23 protein-coding genes are annotated in these 19,849 nt (G+C 68.5%); 16 read left to right on the forward strand and 7 right to left on the reverse strand.

Going from position 1 to position 19,849, the window contains the following annotated elements; genetic code table 11:
- Positions 1-31 precede the first annotated feature (31 nt).
- The 3 genes from MXA07_RS12860 (at position 32) to MXA07_RS12870 (ending at position 2,536) form a co-directional block, all read left to right on the forward strand.
- A complete protein-coding gene (locus tag MXA07_RS12860; protein WP_247728997.1) occupies positions 32-484 on the forward strand; it encodes a DUF371 domain-containing protein in 453 nt (150 codons plus the stop codon).
- Between the two features lie 101 nt (positions 485-585).
- Positions 586-1,524 (forward strand): cation diffusion facilitator family transporter, encoded by a 939-nt coding sequence (locus MXA07_RS12865; protein WP_247728998.1) that lies wholly within the window; start codon positions 586-588, stop codon positions 1,522-1,524.
- Positions 1,525-1,630: 106 nt separating this feature from the next.
- Positions 1,631-2,536: an endonuclease III domain-containing protein gene (locus tag MXA07_RS12870; RefSeq protein ID WP_247728999.1), complete on the forward strand. Its 906-nt coding sequence runs from the start codon at positions 1,631-1,633 to the stop codon at positions 2,534-2,536.
- Positions 2,537-2,571: 35 nt separating this feature from the next.
- On the opposite strand, the gene MXA07_RS12875 is transcribed toward MXA07_RS12870, so the two are convergent.
- Positions 2,572-3,750, reverse strand: a complete 1,179-nt coding sequence (locus MXA07_RS12875) for an ABC transporter permease (RefSeq protein ID WP_247729000.1) — start codon at positions 3,748-3,750, stop codon at positions 2,572-2,574.
- A gap of 250 nt (positions 3,751-4,000) precedes the next feature.
- Between MXA07_RS12875 and MXA07_RS12880 the strand changes: the two genes are divergently transcribed.
- Positions 4,001-4,975 (forward strand): ABC transporter permease subunit, encoded by a 975-nt coding sequence (locus MXA07_RS12880; RefSeq protein ID WP_247729001.1) that lies wholly within the window; start codon positions 4,001-4,003, stop codon positions 4,973-4,975.
- A 24-nt stretch (positions 4,976-4,999) separates the two neighbouring features.
- Here MXA07_RS12880 and MXA07_RS12885 read toward each other — a convergent pair whose 3' ends face one another.
- Entirely contained in the window at positions 5,000-6,937 is a 1,938-nt protein-coding gene (locus MXA07_RS12885) for a beta-CASP ribonuclease aCPSF1 (protein WP_247729002.1), read from the reverse strand.
- A 359-nt stretch (positions 6,938-7,296) separates the two neighbouring features.
- Between MXA07_RS12885 and MXA07_RS12890 the strand changes: the two genes are divergently transcribed.
- Positions 7,297-7,791, forward strand: coding sequence for a DUF7984 family protein (locus MXA07_RS12890; RefSeq protein WP_247729003.1), 495 nt, complete (start codon positions 7,297-7,299; stop codon positions 7,789-7,791).
- Positions 7,792-7,907: 116 nt separating this feature from the next.
- Positions 7,908-9,320 carry a helix-turn-helix domain-containing protein gene (locus tag MXA07_RS12895; protein ID WP_247729004.1) on the forward strand — a complete coding sequence of 471 codons (1,413 nt, stop codon included), beginning with the start codon at positions 7,908-7,910 and terminating at the stop codon, positions 9,318-9,320.
- 42 nt (positions 9,321-9,362) lie between these two features.
- Here MXA07_RS12895 and MXA07_RS12900 read toward each other — a convergent pair whose 3' ends face one another.
- The 3 genes from MXA07_RS12900 to gvpA form a co-directional block, all read right to left on the reverse strand.
- Positions 9,363-9,701, reverse strand: coding sequence for a CHY zinc finger protein (locus MXA07_RS12900; protein ID WP_247729005.1), 339 nt, complete (start codon positions 9,699-9,701; stop codon positions 9,363-9,365).
- A gap of 202 nt (positions 9,702-9,903) precedes the next feature.
- The gene (gene gvpO, locus MXA07_RS12905) at positions 9,904-10,542 is read right to left on the reverse strand and encodes a gas vesicle protein GvpO, halophile-type (protein ID WP_247729006.1); all 639 of its coding nucleotides are present in this window, start codon (positions 10,540-10,542) and stop codon (positions 9,904-9,906) included.
- Between the two features lie 22 nt (positions 10,543-10,564).
- Positions 10,565-10,858: a gas vesicle protein GvpA gene (gene gvpA / locus MXA07_RS12910; protein ID WP_247729007.1), complete on the reverse strand. Its 294-nt coding sequence runs from the start codon at positions 10,856-10,858 to the stop codon at positions 10,565-10,567.
- Positions 10,859-11,119: 261 nt separating this feature from the next.
- Here gvpA and MXA07_RS12915 point away from each other — a divergent pair, with 261 nt between their 5' ends.
- The 7 genes from MXA07_RS12915 to gvpM all read left to right on the forward strand — a co-directional run bounded on the left by MXA07_RS12915 (position 11,120) and on the right by gvpM (position 15,062).
- Positions 11,120-11,746 (forward strand): GvpL/GvpF family gas vesicle protein, encoded by a 627-nt coding sequence (locus MXA07_RS12915; protein WP_247729008.1) that lies wholly within the window; start codon positions 11,120-11,122, stop codon positions 11,744-11,746.
- Entirely contained in the window at positions 11,743-11,997 is a 255-nt protein-coding gene (gene gvpG, locus MXA07_RS12920; protein WP_247729009.1) for a gas vesicle protein GvpG, read from the forward strand. Before MXA07_RS12915 ends, gvpG begins: the two co-directional genes overlap by 4 nt.
- Positions 11,998-12,169: 172 nt before the next feature.
- The gene (locus MXA07_RS12925) at positions 12,170-12,961 is read left to right on the forward strand and encodes a hypothetical protein (RefSeq protein WP_247729010.1); all 792 of its coding nucleotides are present in this window, start codon (positions 12,170-12,172) and stop codon (positions 12,959-12,961) included.
- On the forward strand, positions 12,961-13,437 hold the full coding sequence (gene gvpJ / locus MXA07_RS12930; protein ID WP_247729011.1) for a gas vesicle protein GvpJ: 477 nt from the start codon (positions 12,961-12,963) through the stop codon (positions 13,435-13,437). The genes MXA07_RS12925 and gvpJ overlap by 1 nt, the downstream gene beginning before the upstream one ends.
- The gene (locus tag MXA07_RS12935) at positions 13,434-13,793 is read left to right on the forward strand and encodes a gas vesicle protein K (protein WP_247729012.1); all 360 of its coding nucleotides are present in this window, start codon (positions 13,434-13,436) and stop codon (positions 13,791-13,793) included. Before gvpJ ends, MXA07_RS12935 begins: the two co-directional genes overlap by 4 nt.
- Positions 13,790-14,731, forward strand: coding sequence for a gas vesicle protein GvpL (gvpL, locus tag MXA07_RS12940; RefSeq protein ID WP_247729013.1), 942 nt, complete (start codon positions 13,790-13,792; stop codon positions 14,729-14,731). The genes MXA07_RS12935 and gvpL overlap by 4 nt, the downstream gene beginning before the upstream one ends.
- A gap of 4 nt (positions 14,732-14,735) precedes the next feature.
- Positions 14,736-15,062, forward strand: coding sequence for a gas vesicle protein GvpM (gene gvpM, locus MXA07_RS12945; RefSeq protein WP_247729014.1), 327 nt, complete (start codon positions 14,736-14,738; stop codon positions 15,060-15,062).
- A 52-nt stretch (positions 15,063-15,114) separates the two neighbouring features.
- On the opposite strand, the gene MXA07_RS12950 is transcribed toward gvpM, so the two are convergent.
- Positions 15,115-15,327: a hypothetical protein gene (locus MXA07_RS12950; RefSeq protein ID WP_247729015.1), complete on the reverse strand. Its 213-nt coding sequence runs from the start codon at positions 15,325-15,327 to the stop codon at positions 15,115-15,117.
- 681 nt (positions 15,328-16,008) lie between these two features.
- Here MXA07_RS12950 and MXA07_RS12955 point away from each other — a divergent pair.
- The 3 genes from MXA07_RS12955 to MXA07_RS12965 all read left to right on the forward strand — a co-directional run bounded on the left by MXA07_RS12955 (position 16,009) and on the right by MXA07_RS12965 (position 19,297).
- Entirely contained in the window at positions 16,009-17,787 is a 1,779-nt protein-coding gene (locus MXA07_RS12955) for a MutS-related protein (protein ID WP_247729016.1), read from the forward strand.
- Between the two features lie 100 nt (positions 17,788-17,887).
- Positions 17,888-18,544: an HAD family hydrolase gene (locus MXA07_RS12960; protein ID WP_247729017.1), complete on the forward strand. Its 657-nt coding sequence runs from the start codon at positions 17,888-17,890 to the stop codon at positions 18,542-18,544.
- Positions 18,545-18,664: 120 nt separating this feature from the next.
- Complete coding sequence (locus tag MXA07_RS12965) at positions 18,665-19,297, forward strand: helix-turn-helix domain-containing protein (protein WP_247729018.1); 633 nt, start codon at positions 18,665-18,667, stop codon at positions 19,295-19,297.
- Positions 19,298-19,340: 43 nt separating this feature from the next.
- On the opposite strand, the gene MXA07_RS12970 is transcribed toward MXA07_RS12965, so the two are convergent.
- A complete protein-coding gene (locus MXA07_RS12970) occupies positions 19,341-19,811 on the reverse strand; it encodes a MaoC/PaaZ C-terminal domain-containing protein (protein ID WP_247729019.1) in 471 nt (156 codons plus the stop codon).
- Positions 19,812-19,849: the final 38 nt, after the last annotated feature.

Consider the following 19,849-nt stretch of genomic DNA (forward strand, 5'->3'; position numbering starts at 1 on the left):
CGTTTTCCCCTCGCCGGTCGCAGGCTGTGGTATGAGCGATCCAGCGGACGCCGCGAGCGACGGACGGGCGACCGAGACGATCCGGGCGCGCGGACACGAACACGTCACCGCCCGCCACGCGAGTACGCTCGAAATCACGACGGACGACTTCCTCACCCCGGCGGGCGACTGCATCCTCGCCATCGAGGCCGATCGCGCGCCCGCCGACTTCGACCCCGCGTTCGTCGCGGCGGCGCGGGACGAGGGCGCGACGATCACGGTGACCGTCGCCGCGGGCGGGCACGAAACCACGATCACCGGTCGCGGCGATCCGCGGCTGTCGTTCGAGAGCGACCGGAGCGCCGTCTGCCGGACGAGCGATTACGTCGACGACCGAACGATCCTCGTCGAGGCCGACGCCGCGGCGGCCGATCTCGATCGCGCCCTCGTCGACGCGCTCGCCGACGGCGCCGCGGCCCGCGCGTCCGTCGCCGTCGAACGATGAGCCGCGCTCGTCGCCAGCGCGCAGGCGGGCCCGCCGCGACCGGCCCGTTCGACCGACCGGCGAACGACAAGATTCAAGTTTAGATTGGATCTAATGCCATCATGACCAGCGACGGTGCCCGAACGCGCTTCGTCCGGGCGGCGTGGGCGAACGTCCTCGCGAACGTGGCGAAGATCGTGGTCGAAGGCGTCGCCGGGTTCGCCTTCGGGAGCGTCGCCTTGCTGGCCGACGCGGCTCACTCGGTCGGCGACCTCGTCGCGAGCGTGGTGGTGCTCGTCTGGGGCGACCGCCGCTTCGCGGATCCGGACGCGAATCATCCCCACGGCCACGAGCGGATCGAACCCCTGACGGCGCTCTTCGTCGGGGCGACGATCGTCGTCCTCGGCGGCAGTCTCCTCTACCGATCGATCCAGGGGTTACTCACCACGTCCGAAGGCACGTTCAGTTACGTGTTGCTCGGCGCGATCGCGTTCGCCCTCGTCTCGATGTACGCGACCTATCGGTACACGGTGGCGATGAACGCGTCGCTGGGATCGACCGCGCTGGCGGCGCTGGCCGCCGACTGTCGGAACGACCTCTACACCTCGGTCGCCGCGCTCGTCGGCATCGTCGGGCTCATGGCCGACGTTCCGATACTCGATCCGATCGCCGGCACCCTGGTGAGCGGCCTCGTCGTCTACCAGGGCATCTCGATCGCCCGCGAGAACCTCGAGTACCTCGCCGGCGCCGCCCCGCCCGAGGACCTCCGCGAGCGCGTTCGGGAGACGCTTCTGGCACACCCGGCCGTCGAGGGCGTCCACGATCTCGTCGTCTTCTACGACGGGACCGATCTCGAAGTCGAGACCCACGTCGAGGTCGACGGCGACCTGCCGCTCCGGGCGGCCCACGACATCGAGACGGAACTGGTGACACAGACCCGGGCGCTCGACTCCGTCGGCGACGTCCACGTCCACCTGGACCCCTCGGGCGTCGGCGAGTGGAAAGACGCGAGCGACGACGGGCTCGATCGGTCGGGCGGGTCGACGTCGCCGGGCAGGTAAGCGCCGAAAACGGAAGACGCCGCACCGTCGCGACGGCAGTCGACCTCGCGGCTCCCGCCCGATCGAGAGCGGAGCATCCATTGGCCTCGGGGCCCTTCCGGCCGGTATGAGCGAACAGCCGCGGGCCGGAACCGGCGACGACGGCGCGGCCGAGACGGACGATGGATCGTCGACCCGGGGAGACGGATCTCACGACAACGCGGCGACCGAACCCGCCGAGAACATAAGCGGGGGCGAGGCGGGTGGCGGGTCGCCCGACCGGTTCGAGCCGGTGACGGCCGACACCGACGCCGAACGGGTCGTCGACCGGCTCGGCGAACTGTACTGGCAGAAGACCTACGGCGGCCGAGACGCCTTCCCGTGTCTCGTTCGGACCATCCTCAGTCAGAACACGAGCGACGTCGCCAGCCAGCCGGCCTACGACGCGCTCATGGAACGCTACGACGATCCGTCGTCGGACCTCGCGGACGCGCTCGCGGCGGCCGATCGCGAACGACTCGCGGAGACGATCCGCCCCGCTGGCCTCTACAATCAGAAGGCGCGGATGATCCAAGACGCGGCGGCGTGGGTCCTCGACCGATTCGGGTCGGCCGCGGCGTTCGACGACTACGTCACCGAAACCGACGCGGAGACCGTTCGCGCCGATCTGCTCGACGTCCGCGGCGTCGGGCCGAAGACGGCCGACTGCGTCCTGCTGTTCGCGGGCGGTCGAGCGGGCGTCTTCCCCGTCGACACGCACGTCCACCGGATCGCCAGGCGGCTCGGGCTCGCCCCGGCCGACGCCGACCACGAGGGCGTTCGCGAGGCGCTCGAGCGCGACGTCCCCGGATCCAAGTGCGGCTTCGGCCACACCGCGGTGATCCAGTTCGGGCGGGAGTACTGTTCGGCCCGTGCGCCCGCCTGTCTAGACGGCCCCGACGCCTGCCCGCTGTACGAGGAGTGCGACCGCGTCGGCGTCGACCCGGACGCGGGGACCGTCGTCGACCCGGCGGCGGCCGGCTCGTCGACGTGACGCGACGGGCCCACCGCCGCGCGGGGCCGCGGAACTCACTCCGCTCGCGGGTCGAGTAACTCGCCGATCCGATCCCCGACGAGGAACAGACAGAGGATCAACGAGGTCAGCGCGAGCGCGGGGATGACGGGATGCCACCAGACGTACCACCACTTGCCGTAGGGCTGGTCGAACCCCGTCGCGATCTCCTCGCCCAGCGAGACGGTGTACATCTGGGTGTGCAGGAGGCCCAGATACGAGAGCGCGGCCTCCGCGAGCATGTAGACGGGGATCAGCGTGACGAGCGGGACGAACACGCCGACGCCGACGTTCGGGATCACGTGCCGGCGGACGATGAACCACGGCGAAGCGCCGGCCGCCCGCGCCGACCGGACGTACGCTTCGGTCCGGACCTGTTTCACTTCCGCGCGGATCAGCCGCGCGAGGCCGCCCCAGCTGAACAGGCCGAACAGCGCGACGAGGAGGACGTGGGCGCGACCCGTTCCGAGCGCGAGCATCGTCAGCGCGTAGGCGAAAAACGCCGGGACGGAGCTCACGACGTCGACCAGCCGCATCGAAACCGCGTCGACCCAGCCCCCGAACGAGCCGGCCGCGAGGCCGACCGCCGTGCCGAGGCCGCCGGCGACGACCGCGGTCGTGAGGCCGACCTGCAGGCTCGTCAGCGTCCCCTGCATCACCGCGTGGGCGATATCGCGACCGGAGCTGTCCGTCCCGAGGGGGTACTCGAGGGTCCCGTAACACCGCTCGTCGGTCAGGGTCCCCGCGCAGTCGTTCGGGATCCAGAACTCCGCCGAGAAGCCGTAGGGCGGGTTGTCCATCACCGCGGGATCGAACACCACCGCCCGCCCCACGACGAATTCCCCGTACAGCGCCGCGAGGGTCAACGCCGCGAGGCCGACGAGGCCGAGGAGGGCGAGCCGATCCCGGGCGAATCGCCCCGCGAACGACCGAACGGCAGCCGGATTTCGAAGCGCCGATGGCACAACCACCAGCGCCACGATCGCGAGCGAGCACAGCGTGAGCCAGTCGAGTAACGCGACCTCGACGAGACCGAGCTCGACGACGCTCTCGGTCTCGGGATCGTACCAGATCGGGATGCTCGCGAGGAGGGCCGCGTAGGTCGCGACGATCAGCGCCGGACGGGCGGCCGAACGGACGCGTCCCACCCCCGGATCCTCGAACATCTCGTCCGATACGTCGGTCACGTCTACCATTCGCGTCCGATTGAGCGAGGCCGCTCACGGTATAAATATGTTCTGTAGGTTGAGCAGTTATTCACGGTGATAGTATGCCAGCAGATCACCCGCCGGTGGCGTGATTTGCGAGATCGGTCGGGCGCGAATCCCTTCGTCCGGGCGAATCGAGCAGCAGGGGAGCGACTCAGCCGCCGATCCGTCAGTCGGTCGCCACGGCGGCACCCGTGACACCGACACATATTTACGAAATATGACGCAAGTAGGATCGATGACGCGGCTGCGATCGATCCTGTCGTCGCTCGTGGGCCGGGTACTCTGGGCGTTCGGGCTCGTCTTCGTCGTCGTCTCCGCGATGTTCGTCCTGATCTATCACACGACACCCCCGGAAGCGCGCGGGTACAGGCCACCGCCGCCGGATATTCTCAACCCGCCACCGGTCCACGAGCAGTACGTCGAGTTCCTCGGATCGTTCCTGCGACTGGACTGGGGAACGTCGGAGACGGCAGCTCGCTGGACGAGCGACCCGCTGATCGGGTCCGACGGGTCGAACGTCGGAGCCGTCGTCGAGGCCCTGCCGGTGACGCTCGCGTACGTCGTTCCGTCGGCGATCCTGGCGTTCGCGCTCGCCCTGGGACTTGGCTACGTCGCGGCCAACCGACCGCGCTCGATCGGGACGCGCTTCTCGGCGACGAGTCTGTATCTGCTCTTCAGCCTGCCGAACTTCTTCCTCGCCGCCCTCATCGCCTTCACGTTGCGCGACCTCGATCCCGGCTGGTTTCCCTCGGAGTACGCCGGCGGCTCGCCGCTCGATCCGTCGAATCTGCTCTGGCTCACCCTCCCGACGTTCGTCCTGACGACCCACCTCGTCGCCGGCTTCTTCCGGTACGCCCGCGCCGAAACGCGCGAGACGCTCGAAGCGCAGTTCGTGACGCTCGTCAAGGCGAAAGGCCGCGGGCCGGTGCGCACCGCGAGACACGTCTTCCGAAGCGTCGCTCTGCCGCTCGTGAGCCTCTTCGTCGCGGAGATGATCGCCATCTTGCTCGTCGCCGTCTTCGTCATCGAGGTCGTCTTCGAAGTGCCGGGCATCGGCTTGCTCACCTACGAGGCAATCCGTAATCGGGAGATCGAACTGGCGATGGTACTCACGGCGGGCTTCTCGACCGCGACGATCCTGGCGAATCTCGCGGAAGATCTGCTCGCGGAGACGCTCGATCCCCGCCTGGGAGCCGACGGGCCGGGGTAGGATCGCGAGCGAACCGTCGACGCTTCAGAGGAAGCGGAACGTCTCCAGGTTCTTCGGTGCAAAGGTCCGCATGTTGTACTCGTGGTAGAGCGCGGAGGAGAGGTCCTGGACCGAGCGTTCGTCGCCGTGGACGCAGAGGACCTTCTCCGGGCGCGGGTTCATCGTCTTGACGAAGTTCTCGAGGCCGGCGCGGTCGGCGTGGCCCGAGAAGCCGTCGACGGTGTCGACGTGCATGTTGAGCGAGAGGGTGCCGCGTCCGTTCGCCCCGCGGTCGTGGCGACCGATGTCGGAGACGGGAATCTCGTCCCAGCCGTTCTGGATGCGCCGACCGAGCGTCCCCTGGGCCTGGTAGCCGACGAACACCAGCGTCGAATCCGGATCGGGGCCGAGGTGGCTGAGCCAGGACATGATCGGGCCGCCGGTGACCATCCCCGAGGTCGAGAGGATGATGCAGGGGCCGCCGTCGGCGACGTCCTGGCGTTCGTCCTCGCCGGCGTCGATGTGATTGAACTGATCGGCGAGGAAGGGGTTCTCGTCGTCGTGGAAGATCCGATCCCGCAGGTCGTCGCGGAGGTACTCGGGGTAGGTCGTGTGGATCGCCGTCGCCTCCCAGATCATGCCGTCCAGGTGGACCGGCATCTCCGGGATGTCGCCCTCACGCATGGCCTCCTCGAGGACGAGCATGATCTCCTGGGACCGCCCCACAGCGAACGCGGGGATCAGCACCTTGCCGTCGCGCTCGTAGGTCTCGTTGATGACCTCCGTGAGTTTGCGTTCCGAATCCGCCTGGTCGGTCTGGTAGTCGTTCCGCCCGCCGTAGGTCGACTCCATGACGAGCGTCTCGACGCGCGGGAAGTCGTTGACCGCGCCGTTGAACAGCCGGGTGTCGTCGTAGTGGATGTCGCCGGAGAAGGCGACGTTGTAGAGGCCGTCGCCGATGTGAAAGTGCGTCACCGCGGAGCCGAGGATGTGTCCGGCGTTGTGGAACGTCACCTTGACGTCGGGCGCGATGTCGGTGACGTCGCCGTACTCGATCGGGATGCAGTGTTTGATCGCCTCGCGGACCTGTTCGGACTCGTAGGGCGGCGTGCGACCCTCCTTCGCCGCGACGTCGAGGTAGTCGAGCGTGAGCAGGCCCATCAGGTCGCGCGTGGGTTCCGTACAGTAGATCGGACCGTCGTAGCCGTACTTGAAGAGCAGCGGGATGAACGCGGAGTGATCCAGGTGGGCGTGCGTGAGGACCACCGCGTCGATACTCTGGGGGCCGGCACCGAACGCCTCCGGCGCGTGGAGGTAGGGGACCTCGCCTTCGGCGCCGGGTTTGTCGCCGCAGTCGATGAGGATCCGCGTCTCCGGGGTCGACAGGATGAAGGCGGCGCGGCCGACCTCGCGACAGCACCCGAGCGTCGAGATGCGGACGTACTCGTCGTCCGACATCTCCTCGCGGTGGATCTGGCGACCGATCCGTTCGAGGATGTCGCGCCGGTCCTCGCGCTCTTGCTTGAGGAAGTTCCGGACGTTCGAGACGGTCGAGGACTCGATCGGCGGCGTCCGCACGACTTCGGGCGTCCAGCCGACGGATTTGGTGATCTCGCGCAGCGTCGAGCCGTGGCGGCCGATCACCATCCCCGGCTTGGCCGCCTCGATGACGACTTCGCCGGTATCTTCGTGGAAGTCGAGATCCTCGACGCCGGCATCCTCCGGGATGATGTCGTGGATCTTCGAGCGCGCCTCGTCGGGGCGCGAGAGGACGCTCGGGTCGGGACGGATGCTGATTCGCTTGCGGAGTTTGCTCGCGAGTTTGCGGACGAGGTCGCCCTGCCTGGCGAACTTCTTCGGGTCGTGGGTGTAAACGACGAGTTCGGGGCCTTCGTACTTCACCGACGAGACCGAGATGTCGTCCGGAATCTCGCTGGTGATCTCTGCTTTCAGATCGTCGAGTTGCTGCTCTACAGTACTCATAGTCGCAGGTATTCGGTTGATAGGGGCGGGACGGCGATCCCGGAATCGCGGTCGACCCTCGCCCGATGGCGGGGCCGCCGGCACGGGTATCCGGGCGATCGTGCGGATCCGATCCGCGGTGGACGGATCGTAACGGGATGGGCGGTGTCGGAGCGACGCGGCGCCGACGAAGCCGACGCCACGTCAGTGCACCCTTCTCGAATCATCGTGTCACTATCGTCGAACGGTGACGAATACGTTCACAGGGTTCGGTCCTTTCCGCACGGGAGGACGAACGAGAACCCGCTTACCGGAGATAGTCAACCCGTCCTATAAAAGCCTTCGCAAACGTGAGGAGCCCTCGGCACGGACCCACGCGCATGGAACTCACGCCGGCCCGCGTCGAAGCCGAACGCGACTGGATCCGCGAGCGCGCCCCGCGCACGGTCGCGCTCATCAACGAGGTCCGCGCCGACCTGACCACCCAGTTCGAGACCGAGGTCGAGCCGGTCGACGAATCAACCTACCGCAGTGCCGTCGACGACGTCTTCGCCGACGGCGACCGCGCCGTCAACGTCGCCGCGCTGGTCGGGCTGTTGCGAACCCTCGACGTCGAGGGGGACTACCCCGGATTCGTCGTCGACGAGCTGCTCGGTCGGGAGCTAGCCGCGACCATCGCCGGCACGCAACCGCTTCGAACGCTCGGCGAGGCGACCTTCCACTACGCCGACGTCCGAACCCGCGGCACCGACGGCGACGCGGCCGGCCTCGACGACCTCGACGCCGCCCTCGCGGCGGGCTTCCAGACGCGACTGCCCGGCTGGTCGTGGACGGCGACGGAGAGTCCGTTCGCCCTCGAGCCGGGTCGAGACTAACCGACCCATCCCCCTGCGCCCGCGAACCGTGTCGGACGGCGACGATACCGCCACTCCACCGGGACGCGATAGCAGAAAGCACTTTAGGGGTGATGGAGAACGTCGGTTCGATAGTCATGTCTCGGGCGTTACTGGGTTTCGAGATCGTCCGCCCGTTCGTGGTGCTCCTCGCCTGTTGCACCCTGCTCACGGCCGGCGTCGCGACCGCAACCGGCGACACCGGGACCGCGGTCGCCGACGGCTCGACGATCGAGCGCCCCGCCGACCTCGTCGACGACGCGACTGACGAACTCGATTCCGGTGGCGACGAGACGGCCGAAGACGCCGGTGAGACGGACGCCAACGAAACCGACGGAGACGCCGACGACGGAGCGTCGACCCTCGATCCGACGGACGGTTCATCCGGGGAGCTCCTGATCGACGCCCCGGACGGACGCGACGGTGGGCTAGATCCGTTGACCGACTCCGAGGGGACGCAGGAACCGGCTGTCCCCTCCGGTTCCGTGACCGACCGGATCGACGGCTCCGCTGCTCGGGTCGATCAAACGGACGATACCGGGGTTCGATCCAGGTTCGGATCCACCCTGTCCGTTCGATTCGTCGTCGGTTCGAACGCGACGCTCCTGGTCGGTACTGGTACCGAAAGCACGCTTCGCGTCGACCTCGCCGACCCGACGTCGCCTCGGCTGCAACTCGACGCGTCGAATTCGGCCGACGCACCCGAGGAACGGACCGGTCGTGACGAATCCGCGGCGCCGGACGATACGGACGACGAACGCGGCGTCGCGGCCGACCACGCCGAGACTCGCTCGTCGATCACCGCGGGGCTCGTCGGCGTTCTGGGGGTGAGCGCCATCGCCGGCGGCGCGTCGGCGGTGGGCGGCGGTTCCGGGGCGGCCGCCGGATCGCCGGCCGTTCTCGGTCGCCTCCTGCACATCCTGGGGCAATTTGGCTCGCTCACGTCGCTCCTCGCGAAGAAGCTCCCGCTCTCGCTCCTCCGGTACAGCCGGTACGACGATTCCGACCCGCTCGACCACGAGACGCGCCGGTCGATCTACGAGACGATCGAGGCGGAGCCCGGTCGGTACCTCTCGGCGATCGAGGCCGACTCCGACGTCTCGCTCTCGACGGTTCGCCACCACCTCGACGTCCTCGAGGCGGAGTCGCTGATCGTCGCCGAGAAGCGAAACGGCAAGCGCCGCTTCTATCCGGTCGCCTCAGAGCGTCGCGACCTCGCTGCGGCGATGGACGAGCCCGCAAGGGCCCGCCTCATCGAGGCGCTCGTCTCGAACGGCCCGATGACGAACGGCGAACTCGCCGACCGGCTGGATCGCGATCCGAGTACGATCTCTCACCACGTCGCCGCCCTGGCTGACGACGAACTGCTCACCCGAACCCGCGAGGGGCGGACGATCGTCAACGCACTCGCGCCGGGCGTCGAAGCGGCCTACCGCGAACGGGTCGGCCACGAACATAGCGTACCGTCGGTGGACGGTGTCAGGCCCGTCGGTGTCGAAGGCGCCGATTAACCCGCCGGGCAGACGGACGGGACGCCAGTGACGCACTCGCGGCTAGTCCTCGGGCTCGAAGTACAGATCGCGATGCGACGCGCAGTCGGGGTTGAACGGAGACGCACACGCCGGACACCGGTGATCGGCTTCGACGTACGTCGGCGGCGTGAACTGGCTCCCACAGGCGCCACAGAGGACGGCCGGTTCGTCGAACCGGGAGCGAGGCCAGGGCGCGGATTCGTGCTCGGTTCGTTCGTCGTGACAGCGGTGACAGGCGAAGTAGGTATCACAGCAGCCAAACCGGAGCGCGACGACGTCGCGGGGGCTATCGTAGTGGGCACAGCGAGTCGCGTCGTCCAGGCCGACCCCGTCGACGGTGACGCCGCCGACGTCGATCACGCTCGGCCACCCGCGTCGATCATGCCCGGAGCGTGACGGGCGCGATCCCTGAATCTACCGGTGTCGTACGTTCGGAAAAACAGGCCGTCGATAGTACGCGAGCGGTGTAGCGTCGCCTCGCTCACCGCCCGGCAGGGCCCGGACGCCGCCACCGCCGCGAACCGAACGCGGACGGCACTCGCGGCTCGCCCGACCACTGTCCTCATTCGAAGGAGGTCGTATCGCCGCGGCGGTAGCGATCGATCCGCCGGTACCCGACGACCGTCCCGTCCGCATTGAGATCGATCCGATATCGGCCGATCACGTCCTGCGTGTCCGGGACCGCTTCGCGCTCGACCACCTCGACGACGGCCTGCCAGCCGTCGTCGTCGGCGGTGATCTCGGAGACGCCGTCGAAGGGGTGGCCGACGAGGTCCGAGGCGGTCGACTTGACGGTCCGGCGAATCGAGAGGATCCCCTCGATCTGTTCGTCGTCGACGTCGGCGGTGACCTCGACCTCGTCCAGTTCGGGGTCGACTTCGTCCGAACGCGTCTCCTCCCCGGTGCTCCCCTCCAGATCCTCCCCGGTGCTCCCCTCCAGATCCTCCCCGGTGCTCCCCTCTCGGTCCGCCTCGGTGCTCCCTTCCCGCTCCTGTTCAGTCGCCTCCTGTTCCTTGAGACGCTCTCCCGAACGTTGCTTTTCGCTCGATTCCTCCGCTTCGGGCTGTTCTGCGTCGCTCACGGTCGGATCACTGTCGTCGTGTTGGTAGCAAAAGTCGTCTTCGCCCGCCGAACGCCCACAGCGCTCACCGTCCGCGGTGAGCGCGATGCAGCGATCGTCCGACGCGGCTGTCTGTGCCATTGTTGCGTGTCCCCCGAACGGATCAGGACGTCTCCGGTGGCGGCCTCGGCGAGGACTCAAGGCGGCGTGCAATCTCGAGTTCCTCGATATCTGCGAGCTCGCCCTCGGAGACCGTCCGCTCGATCTTGGCGATCTCCGAGGCGTAGTGGAGGAACGTATCGACGGAGGCCACCACGACGCGAGCCTCGACGGTGAGGAGTTCGATCCCGACGACGGAGATGCGCGCCCAGACGTCGATGACGACGCCCTTGTCGAGAATCCGGTCGAGGACTTCCGCGAGACTCGACGAATCAGGCCGGCGCTGGGGGGATGCCATGCATCACAACTGCCCCAGCCGACCGTATGATCGTTGACGTGGCGATTGCAGGCAGTATGGTAAGGGGCCGTCACGTGGGATTCTGCCCGTGACTCACCGCCAGCCGCTCCGCCCCGGCGATTCGCCGGGGCGATCACCGAGGCGGCCCTTACAGATGAACCGACGTCACGTTCGCCACGGAAGTCAGCCGGATCGACGCCACGATTGGGACGGTCGCGATTCGCCGATCGGCTCGCGCGACGGATCGGCGAGAGGTGGCGGATGAGCCGCCCCTACGCCTACGGCGTCGTCGATATCGACGAGACGATCGAGCGCTCCGTCGACGGCGTCGGCGACGGGGATCGCGTCTACCCGATCGACAACGGGGCCATCGCGGCGCTCGTCTCCGACATCGAGACGGCCGAACCGGATCGGTCCGACGAGAACGTTCGCCGCCACGACGAGGTGCTTCGGGCGCTGATGACCGCCGACGGCGGCCGGACCGTCGTACCGATGCGCTACGGGATGGTCTTCCGGGACGCGGAGACGGTGCGGAACGTCCTCGACGGAGCCGCGTCGGCGTTCAGGGCGTCGCTCGCGGAGATCGAGGGGGCGGAAGAACTCGGCGTCTCGGTGGTTCGCCCGCCGGAGGGGCCGGTCGACGACGAAGCGATCCGGAGCACCGTCTCCGACGAACTGGACGGCCTCGCCCGCGACGTCGCGGAGAACGGGCTGTTCAGCGACCGACTGGTTCTCAATCGATCGTATCTCGTCGCGCGCGACGAGCGAGGCGAGTTCGACGAAGCGGTCGGCCGGGTCGAGGACCGCCACGAGGGCGTCATCGTGCGCTACACCGGCCCCTACGCGCCGTACAGCTTCGTCGACGTGAAAATCGGAGCGCAGGCATGATCGTCGTCGACGACCTCCTGTTCCGGCCGATCGTCAGCATCGCCAACGCGTTGCACGCGACCGCGTTGAACGAACTGTACGACGTCGAGGAGATCCAGGACGAGCTGTCGGAAAATCGGCTGCTCTACGAGCTCGGCGAACGGTCGGAGGAGGAGTACGAACGCAGGCGGGAGGAACTGGAAGCGGAACTCGAGGCCGCCCGCGAAGTCAGGGAGTGGATTTCGGGCGGCCGCGTGGAGGTGAAGACGTGATGGCAATCGCCTCGCTCTGCGATTCGTCGGCGGCCGACGATCGTGGCGCGTTGCGAGCGACCGACGACCGAGGCGTATTGCCGGTCGCTGCCGACCGAATCGAGATGGCGACGACCGGCCGGGCTGACGCTCACCGGCCAAGACCACCGCGATCGATCGAGGAACGAGACCAATGACGGACGACAGCACGGACACCGACGAATCGGCGGTCGAATCACTCGCCGCGGCCGTCAGCGGCGACGACTCGAACGAGGACGGCTCGCTGGGCGACGACGTCGGGGCGGTCGTGACCATGCTGCAGGAGGCGGAGGAAATCATCGACGCGATCGACGTCTCGGAGCTTCCCGAAGCGGTCGACGCCGATCAGGTCCGCGAGGCCATCGAAGTCGGCGAGGTGCCCGACGCGCTCCGGGACGACGAGAACGCCGTGGTCGTCAAACTCAGACGGGTGATCCGGGCGATCGATCTCGGCCAGACGCTCGCATCGATGGACGTCACCGACGTCTGGGAGTCCACGCGCTCGATCGACGACGCGACGGACGAGCTCGACGACTCGGACGGCGACCTCACCGACGCCGATCTCGACCGGGCGATGGACGTCGCCGCTGAGGAGCTGAAAGAGGGCGTCGACGTCCGGAGCGGCGACATGGCCGCGTATCAGGCGGTGATCCAGCAGCGGGCCATGGAGGGCGTCGACGCCTTCCGCGAGGCGCTCCTGCGAACGCACGGTCAGTTCGAGCGAATCGTGGAGGCGAACCGCGAGCGGATGCGCCAGCGGGATCGCCAACCCAGCTCCCGGAATCCGACGGCCGTCTCGACGATCCCCTCGGGTCGATCCGACGTTTCGTCGGTCCCCAACTACGCCACGATGCCCCGACCCGTTCGCCACTCCGACGCGCCGACGCGGACGCACATCTACGGCGATCGGTTCAGACGGGAGCGCGAGAAACGGGGGTACGACTAATGGGCGACTTTCAGCCCAGTCGGCAGCAAGCCGACCTGGCCGACGTCCTCGAACTCCTGCTGGAGAAGGGGATCGTGATCAACGCCGACATCGCCGTCTCGATCGGCGACACGCAACTGCTCGGCGTCCAACTGCGCGCGGCCATCGCCTCGTTCGAGACGGCGGCGAAGTACGGGCTCGCCTTCCCGGAGGGAACCGACGTGGAGCGCCTCGCCGCCGCGGTCGACGAGCCCGAACTGGCCGAGGGCGATCGACCAAACATCCCCGTCGACGCGACTCGCGGGGTGAACGTGACGCCCGGCGGGCACGCCGAACCGGCAGAGGAAGCCGCCGAAACGTCCGAGAGCGCCGACGACGGCGATCTCCCCCGCGACGAGCAGTCGGCGCGCCTCGACGAGTTCGACGAGATTGCGGTCGCGGAGCGAGACGAGGGTGGAGCCGCCGACGACGAGCCCTCCGCGGAGGGCGAGGAATGACGACGATCGACGTCGACGGCGAGTCGGCAGCCGACGGCCTCCTGACGCTCGTCGTGGCCGTCGTCGAGATACTGGTCGACGCGCTCGAGCGCGAGGCGATCAGGCGGATGGAGTCCGGCCGCCTCACCGACGAGGAAGTCGACCGGCTCGGCCGCCAGCTCGCCGCGATCGACGAACAGCTCGAGGCGATCAAAGGCGACCAGGAGATCACCGAGGACGTCGCGGACCTCCGCGGCGAACTCGACGGCATCGTTCGAAACGCCGTCGAGCGGCTGGAAGAAGGGGCAGCGGCCGAGCGACGCGAGGCCGAAACCGATCACCCCGCGGACCGATTCACGGGAGGTGAATTTCCGTGAGCAATCGGGCGGAGACTCCCGCGGCCGAGGGGACGACCCCGGATCTCTCCGACGGCCGGTACCTCTACTGCGTCGTGGGGCTCGGTTGCGCCGACGAGGCGCCCACGCTCGAAACGGACGGCGTCGACGACGAGCCCGTCTCGGTACTCGCGGCCGCGGGTGAGCGGGCGGACGGGGATCCGGCCGGCCCGGAGCAAATTGCTGCCGTCGTCCACGACTGTGCGGAACTGTACGACGCCGCGGATCCGCGGCTCGTCAAGCGGTGGCTCGTCCAGCACCAGCGCGTCGTCGACGCGGCCACGGAGCGTTTCGGCACGCCGATTCCGTTCCAGTTCGACACGATCCTGCGCGGTGGCGACGAGGGCGTCCGGGAGTGGTTACGGTCCGAGCGGGAGACGCTTCGGGACGCGCTCGAGGCGCTCGCTGGAACCCATGAGTACCGGATCGACGTCGTGCGAACCGATCCGATCCCGGAATCGGCGATCGTAGACGGCGACGACGACCTTCAGGCGCTTCAGACGAAGATCGACGACGCCAGCGAGGGGCGTGCGCACCTCCTCGAGAAGCAGTTCGAGCAACGACTCGCTAAGCGCCGTCGGGAACGGGGTCGCGCCCTCGCGGCCGACGTGGAGGCGGGCATCGACGAGTTCGTCGAGGCGGTACAACCGCTCGAGCCGTCGCCGTCGATCTCCCTCGAAGGCCTGGAGGGGGCAAGCTCCGGGCCGGACGAGGCGGGAGACGATACCGGCGACTCGGGCCCCGATACCGGCGAACCGGTCTGTCGCTTCGCCGTCCTCGCCACGGACGAGGGCGTCGACGACCTGGGATCGTACCTCGACACGGTCGCCGACCGGGACGGCATCACGGTCCGGTTCACCGGCCCCTGGCCACCGTACTCGTTCGTCCCCTCGCTCGGATCGGAGGAGGGGGTGACCTAGCGCCGTGGAGCCGACGAGCGACGACGCCCTGGTCGATCTCGTCGACGTGCTGTTGCGAGACGGGGCCGTTCTCAGGGCCGACGTGATCGTCACCGTCGCGGACGTCCCGCTGGTGGGCATCAGTCTGTCCGCGGCAATCGCCGGGATGGAGACGATGAACGAGTACGGGCTGTTCGAGGAGTGGGACGGCTCGAAGCGGGCGAGGGTCGTCGCGAGGCGTCAGTACACGGACAACGGGCGGCCACGCCACCAGAGAAGGCAACAACGAAGGGAGAACGGGACGACGGGAGTCATGCCGCGGCCGAGCGGCGCGGACCGGAACGAGACGTGATCGCCGTACGCGGCCGCCACACGTAACTCGGGGCAACCGTGCGGGAGCCGTTTCAGGCGTACTTTGGTCGTTCCGTGGTCACCGTGATCTCGCCCGAGACCTCCACGTCGTTCTCGTTCGAGCGTTCGTAGGTCCCCGTCGCGTTACAGAGGGTGCACTCGTAGCGCTCGGAGATCTCGTTGATCACCTCCCCGTCCTCGAAGTAGACCCGGCTCCTGACGATCTGGAGGAACTGGGCGGTTTCGCAGTTCGTACACTCGATCATGGCAGGATGGAGGCCGACTCGCTACGTAGTTATCCCCCGGGTACGCCCGCGCGGTCGGGCGAAAGGGGGCGATTACCGGCGACTCCGGAGCCCGCAGGAGGGTCCGATCCCGGTTCTGCCCGCGTCACACCGGTCCCAGCGCCGATCGACGGTCGCCCGTTACGCGGCGGGGCTATGGACCGCATACCGACGACAAACGGTCGGCTACTCGCGCAGTCGGCGTGGCGGCGCTATCGGCTGGCGTGGAACGGAGACGAAACGGATCGATTCGGGTGAAATCGGGACGCGGTACGGTCGAGGAACCGAACGCGGTCGGCTGACCGAGAAGGGAGAGACGAGCGAGCGCGTCGGTTGGGGTCGGCTACGATCCGAGCGCAATCACCAGCCGACTCATAACAATAGGGCGGGCCGGAATGAGACAGCGTGCGGGGCGGATGCCCCGCGTCGGGTGCGACCTCGGCTCCGCCCACCATGCGCCCACCGGCCCGCCAGGGGTCCGTACCCAGGTGCTCAAAGTGGACTCGCCCCCCGCTTCGAGTGCGCTCATGTCTCTCACGCCGGGGCGGGCACCAACCCGCCCATTCCCCGACCCGCCCGGTGCCGCTGACGAGCCGCGTCAGTACGCCGACCGCCGCGGACGGATCCAATCACGTTTGTACCAGGACGCCCGTAGCCACGGGCATGCGACTGGAGGAGTACTGGGGCGTCGGGCCGAAAACCCGCGCTCGACTCGTCGACGAACTCGGGGCCGAGCGGGCCAGCAGCGCCATCGAACGGGGTGACGTCCGCGCGCTGACCGACGCCGGCCTCACGCGCGGGCGCGCAACACACATTCTCCGTCGAGCCACGGGCGGCGCCGGCATGGAGACGCTCGCCACGCCGGACGCCCGCGAAGCGTACAAGGACGTTCTCGAAGTCGTCGTCGAACACGCCCTCACCCAGCGCGCCGCCGACCGGATCCGGGTTCTCACACCGCTTTCGACCCGCGAGGCGATGGCGGGGCGCCTCGACGACGTCTTCGACGCGGTCGAGATCTGGGACGGGCTGGACGAGGCCGAGCAGGCCGAGATCTGCGAGGCCTACGAGCGCTACGACGCGAACGACGGGACGGAGAAGGCCGCGGTCGAGGCGGCGCTCGAACTGCGCGAACTCGACCACGCAGCGGGCCCGTTCGAACCGCTCGCGTCCCTCGACGCCGACACCCTCGAAACCGCCGCCGACGCCCTCGGCGCGGTCGACGGCCACCGACTGGGGACCGGCGCCGACGACGAGCTCGATCGACTGCGCTCGGCCCTCGGCGCGGTCGAGGATCTGGACGCCAGCGCGACGGAGCTGGTCGAAGAACTGCGGTCCGAGGGCGTCCACGACGTCGACGGCTTTCGCGACGCGTTCGAGGATCGCATCCTCTCGGAGACCGACGTCACGATCGAGCAAGTGCGCGAGGCGATGCCCCGCGACGCGACGGACGCCGGCGACTTCGTCGCGGAAACGCTTCGCTCGCTGCGGATCGACCTCCAGGAACGCGTCGACGAGCGCGAGGAGCGAATCGGCGCCGAGTTGCGAGCGACGATCGAGGAATCGCGCGACGCGATCGATCGGGCCGTCGAAATCGTCGACGAAATCGCCCTCGCGCTCTCGCTCGCCCGCTTCGCGATCGCGTACGACTGTACGCGCCCGACGTTCGCCGACGCCGACGCGCCGGCCGTCTCGGTCGTCGACGCGAGAAACCTCCGGCTGGCGGCGGCTGACGGGTCCGTCCAGCCGATAACGTACGCGCTCGGCGCTCACGACGTCGACTCCGGACCCGAGACCGCCGGGACACCCGGGCAGGAACGCGTCTCGGTGCTCACCGGGGCCAACAGCGGCGGGAAGACGACGCTGCTGGAGACCCTGTGTCAGATCCACGTCCTGGCCAGCATGGGCCTGCCGGTCCCCGCCGAGCGCGCGACGGTGACGCTCGTCGACGCCATCGTCTTTCACCGCCGCCACGCCAGCTTCAACGCGGGCGTGCTCGAGTCCACGCTGCAGTCGATCGTCCCGCCGCTGTCGGACGGCGGGCGGACCCTGATGCTCGTCGACGAGTTCGAGGCCATCACCGAACCGGGGAGCGCGGCCGACCTGCTCCACGGGCTCGTCAGGCTCACAGTCGACCGCGACGCACTGGGCGTCTTCGTCACCCACCTCGCGGAGGACCTCGAACCGCTCCCCGAGGCCGCCCGCGTCGACGGCATCTTCGCGGAGGGACTGAATCCCGACCTCGAGTTACGCGTCGATTACCAGCCCCGGTTCGACACGATCGGGCGCTCGACGCCCGAGTTCATCGTCTCCCGCCTCGTCGCGAACGCCGGGGGCCGGAGCGAGCGCGCCGGCTTCGAGACGCTGGCGGAGGCCGTCGGGCGAGAGGTCGTCCAGCGAACCCTGGCCGACGCGAAGTGGCACGACGCCGCGGAAGGCGATTGAGCGCGGTCGGGTTCGGCCGGAGTGGGTCGCTCGAGGACTCCGCCGTCAGCTCGGCGAGCGCCGCAACACCGATACACCTCCGCGCTCTAGACGCGTCCGAATGCAGGCGTACGACGCTCTCATCTTCGACAACGACGGCGTGTTGACGACCCCGACGGATCACGACACGCTCGAACGCGCGATCGCGACGGCGTTCGACAGCGTCGGCGTCGCGGACCCGCCGCAGGATCATTTGGAGACGCTCATCAGTCCGACGGTCGATTCCCTCCACGAGATCGCCCGAACCCACGCGGTCGAGCCGGACGAGCTCTGGAACGCCCGAGAGCGGGCGGCCATCGAGGCCCAGCTGGAGGCGATCCGCGCGGGCGAGAAGCACCTCTACGACGACGTCGCGGCGGTCGAATCGCTCTCGATCCCTCGGGCGATCGTCAGCAACAACCAGCACGAGACGATCGGCAACATCGTCGAGCACTTCGAGCTCCACGACTTCGAGCCCTGGATCGGTCGCGAGCCGACGCTCGAGGGGATCCGGCGAAAGAAGCCCCGACCCTACTACCTCGATCGGGCGGTCGAACGCCTCGGCGCGGCAAATCCGCTCTACGTCGGCGACAGCAGAGTAGACGTCGCCGCCGCGAACGCGGTCGGGATCGACGCCGCGTTCGTCCGCCGGGAGCACCGACGCGGGTACGAGCTCGAGGACGTCCCGGCCCACGAGATCGACTCGCTGACCGAACTCGACCGGCTGGTCGCCGACTGAGACGGCCGTTCGAGACGCGAGCGAAGCAGTGCGGTGCAGACGAGGGTGTGACGGCAGAGAGACGAAGTGCGTGACGGAAAGAGACGTGGGATTCATAGCCGCCGGACCCGACGTCCGGGTATGATCGCCGAGTGCCTCGTCGTCGAGTTCAGGGTGACGGGGGACGAGTGCCCGCTCGCCGAGGCCTCGGCGGCCGTCGACGCGCCGATCGACGCCGCGCCGCCGCTCGCGCGCGCCGACGGCACGGCGCTGCTTCGCTTCTCGACGACCGACGGCGCCGTCGCCGACGTCCTCGACGCGGACGACCGGATCCGCTACCTCCACCGCGCGGGCGACGAGACGGTCACGTTCCGGTGTCTCGCGACGGAGCGCTGCGTCGTCCACCGGCTGATCGACCGCGGCTTCCTCGTCGAATCGATCCGCTACCGCGACGGAACCGAGCGCCTCGTCGGTGCGGTCGTCGGCCAGGCGGTGCTCCAGGACGTCCTGGAGACGGCCGGCGAGACGGTCGGCGTCCAGCTCGTCCGGCTCACGCCGCTGGGCGAGACCGACGACACGCCCGTCGTCTCGCGGTGGAACCTGACCGCGGGCCAGGCCGAGGCGCTCGAAACCGCCTACGAGATGGGGTACTTCGAGGTCCCGCGTCGGAACGACGCGGCGAGCGTCGCCGACGCGCTTGGGGTGTCGAAATCGGCGTTCCTGGAGCGCCTCCGGCGCGCTGAGGCCACGCTGCTCGAACGGGCCCTCGAGTGACTGGAGCGTCGGGGAGTCGGACCGAAAATCGCCCGAACCCGACTTACTGGTCGGCCTCGCGCAGTTTGAACAGGAACTTCATGTCGCCCTCGAAGACCGAGCGGTCGTCCTGGGTCGTCATCGTGGCGTCGATCTCGACGTAGCCGGCGTCGTCGCGGCTGTCGAGGTCGCGTTTTTCGGTCACCTCGTACTCGCCGCTGATCGTGTCGTCGATGTACATCGGGTTCGGGATGTCCATGTAGTTCATCCCGAGGAAGGCGACGACCGTCCGCTCGACGATCCCCGTCCGCTGGAACAGGCCCGTCGCGACGATGAACGTCATCGGCCCGTGGGCGATGCGCGCGCCGAAGGGGCCGTCCTCGGAGTACTCGGCGTTCGTGTGCAGTTCCGTCCAGTCGCCGGTGAACATCGAGTGGAAGACGAAGTCCGACTCGGTGATGGTGCGCGCGGCGCTCTCGAACGTCTGGCCGACCTCGAGATCCTCGAAGTAGTGGGGTTCGTAGCTGTACGGCATGTCTCGACAGAATTCTCCGGCCGTGATAATACTTGCCG

The sequence above is a fragment of the Halovivax limisalsi genome (assembly GCF_023093535.1).
In the GTDB taxonomy this organism is placed as follows: Archaea; Halobacteriota; Halobacteria; order Halobacteriales; family Natrialbaceae; genus Halovivax; species Halovivax limisalsi.